The organism is Jeotgalibacillus marinus (genome assembly GCF_040801915.1).
In the GTDB taxonomy this organism is placed as follows: Bacteria; Bacillota; Bacilli; order Bacillales; family Jeotgalibacillaceae; genus Jeotgalibacillus; species Jeotgalibacillus marinus.
Genome location: NZ_JBFMIA010000047.1, coordinates 1 through 2,950, shown reverse-complemented (window position 1 = coordinate 2,950; position 2,950 = coordinate 1). Strand labels below are relative to the sequence as shown.

At 37.2% G+C, this 2,950-nt stretch carries 3 protein-coding genes; 1 reads left to right on the top strand and 2 read right to left on the bottom strand.

The features are described 5' to 3' along the window. Positions 1–469: 469 nt before the first annotated feature. Positions 470–1,087 (bottom strand): HAD family hydrolase, encoded by a 618-nt coding sequence (locus AB1471_RS16700; RefSeq protein WP_367780892.1) that lies wholly within the window; start codon positions 1,085–1,087, stop codon positions 470–472. An 85-nt stretch (positions 1,088–1,172) separates the two neighbouring features. Here AB1471_RS16700 and AB1471_RS16695 point away from each other — a divergent pair, with 85 nt between their 5' ends. After that, entirely contained in the window at positions 1,173–1,412 is a 240-nt protein-coding gene (locus AB1471_RS16695; protein ID WP_367780891.1) for a hypothetical protein, read from the top strand. 316 nt (positions 1,413–1,728) lie between these two features. On the opposite strand, the gene AB1471_RS16690 is transcribed toward AB1471_RS16695, so the two are convergent. Further along, positions 1,729–2,950, bottom strand: a 1,222-nt coding sequence (locus AB1471_RS16690) for a hypothetical protein (protein ID WP_367780890.1), incomplete at its 5' end; no start/stop codon positions are given.

Below are 2,950 nucleotides of genomic sequence, written 5' to 3'. Positions count from 1 at the left end.
TGCCTGCAGCTGAAATCGTCAATGAGCTAATGGCTCAGGCTAGACAAGGGCTAGAAGATGCAGCCAAGAAACTCGGTTGTTAAAAAAGAAGGTGTTTTTTTTACTCTTAAAGAATGTATATAGCTGGCGTGTCTGTCATAGTCCGTCTGTAGCGTTCCGACCTTTCCACTAGACACAAAGCGGGTAATCGACAGGGTCATGACGCAACACCTCGCACGCGCGTAGGAAGGACTCATTTGACATGATTTGCAACCTTTTATATTGATCGTTTTTTTATCAAACCATTGATATATCAGTGGTTGTTCAACAAAAAAGTTATGCAACCTTTTCAAAAAAGGTTGCATAACTTTTTGATCATTTGAACATGATTCGATGGAGATTCTTCAGCTCCTTATGGTTGTGTTCTTGCTGTAGGCTTTCACAGTCTGTTTGTAGCATTCCAGCCTTGTCACGAGGCCCAAACTACGGATTATATGCCTTTTATAGATTGTTTAAATTCATTAATACTCTTAATTACTTGATTTGGTTTTGTGACAAAATCCGAGGTTTGATAATCTGGTAACCATTGTACTCCAATTGTATAAACATTTGCTTGAACTCCTGCAAGTATATCTGCCTCACTATCTCCAATAAAAATTGCTTCATCGTTCTGCACACCTAGAAGAGATAATGCCTTATTTACTCCCTCTGGATGAGGTTTCGGTTTTTCAACATCATCCCCGGTAATAATGACATCAAATCGTTCTTCCATCCCAAGTGCTTTTAAAGAAATATCTAAACTCCTTTTTGCTTTTCCTGTAACAATACCAAGCTTCATCCCCATGTCTTTTATATACCGAATTAGATGATCAATGTCAGTGTTTTGTTCAACTAATTGTGAGTGTTTCTCAAAATACTTTGCAGAATACATCTCAATTGCTTGTTCTTTATTTAAACTCGTAAGATTCTCTCGAATAATTCCTGTCTCAGACGGACCAAACATTGCTTTAATTTCCTCAGAAGAAAGGTCTCTATTGTCAAACTCTTTAAATACAACTTGAAATGCGTAGTAACAAATAGGTAAAGTATTAGCTAGCTCATTTGTCACGGGCATCCGATAAAATGTCTAACTATTCTAAAAAACAGAAAAAAGATATAATTAATAAAAAGGAGGGACCTAAATTTGAAACTAAGTGAGACGAATTTCCATCGCTTTGATTAGTGAACGAACAAAAGCAGGATTAAAAGCCGCACGAGCAAAAGGAAGAAAGGGCGGTCGGAAACCTACGAAGAGAAGCGTGATTGATCATGCGATAACTTTGTACGATGCAGAAAAACATACAGTGAAGGAAATTGAGGAATTGACAGGAATATCAAAAACAAAACTGTACCAAGAATTGCGTAAACGGAAGGTATTGAAAGTCGAAAAATGATTGAATTGAAATATTAATTGATCACCGCCATTGAAGAGAGGTGAGTGAGTGAATGATTTGCTAATTGCGATACATAATGCAATGGTGAAGTGGAATATATCAGAGTTTCATATTTTAGGTGTTCCGCTCTTGTGTTGTGTATCATGGCTTGGAACAGCCACAAGAAGATGAACGGGAAAGATCCTATGTTGCGTCAACAACACAGGATCAAGGGAATAATATTTCATAATAATAAACGCATTATATCAATTAACAAAAAATTAAACAATGCAGCCGCACAATTTGTGAGGTTTCTTCTATGTGGACATTCTTCAACTCACCATCTACATGTCCACCAAACGACACGATTCGACTGTTCATATTTATAGCGTCCCAATACATAGCGCAGACCAATATCACTATCATGCACTTCATGAACATTTAACAGGTACCCATTTTGCAGTTGGACGACATCATTATTTTCCCCGTCAAACTCGCTATAGGTATTACCTTCCCATCGATGATAGTAGTCTTGCCCTAGAGGTCCGTTTCCGATGTTGGACAACAGTTGAGACATATAGTTCCATGTTGTTCCAGTCTTTTTATTATCAAACATGGTTAAAATAAACCCATTATCCAGTTGCAATGATACTGGATTACTCGAATCATTAAATTCAAATTTTTGATTTTCACCACTATACCAGTTTATCGTTTGATTTTGAGTAAATCCTACATTTTTCCATAGGTGGCTATTAGTCTTTGAGTTACTAACGTGTGTCTCTAACACATAACCTCCCTTCAATGACGCGATATTTGGTCTATATCCTCCGTCATATTTTTCACCAATCGTATCCCACCAAATGGAACCATTTTCTGTTTGATGTCCGTAATTGTAATATACAGTCTCATTCAATATTCCTCCTTGATGAACTTCAACAATATCTCCATTGTCTAGTATCTCTACATCAGCAGAATTACCGGTATCGTATTTATTTCCAATGCTAAACCAATCAATTTCACCGTTTTCAAATTTTCCTCTATTAAAATACAAATTCCCATGATTGTCATGCACTTCTAGGATTTCTCCATTAGGAAGTGTAGCAACTGAAGGTCTGTGACCAGTATCGTATTGAACAGGATCGGTCCAATACATTTGATAATCATAATACTCACCTAGTTGGTACCAAAGATCTTTTGATCCTGATACCTCGTGATTAGTATAACTAACAGCCAATACAAGACCATTATCCAACACAGTAATAGAAGGACTTAAAACATCAATATAACGCTCTCCCCTATGATAATTTATGTCTGTAGAAACCTCATTGATATCTAAGTATTCAAGTGGATTATCCCTCCAATCGACACGATTTTCTTCCTCGTCATAGCTTCCCAATTTATATCGAATCTCATCACTTTCATGATCTTCATGAACGTTTAACAAGCGACCATTTTGAAGTTGGACCACATCGTTGTTTTTCCCGTCAAACTGGTGATAGGTGTTCGTTGTCCATTCAACCTCTTGACCGTTTGAAGACACTTCCCCCATTCGGTTCCAT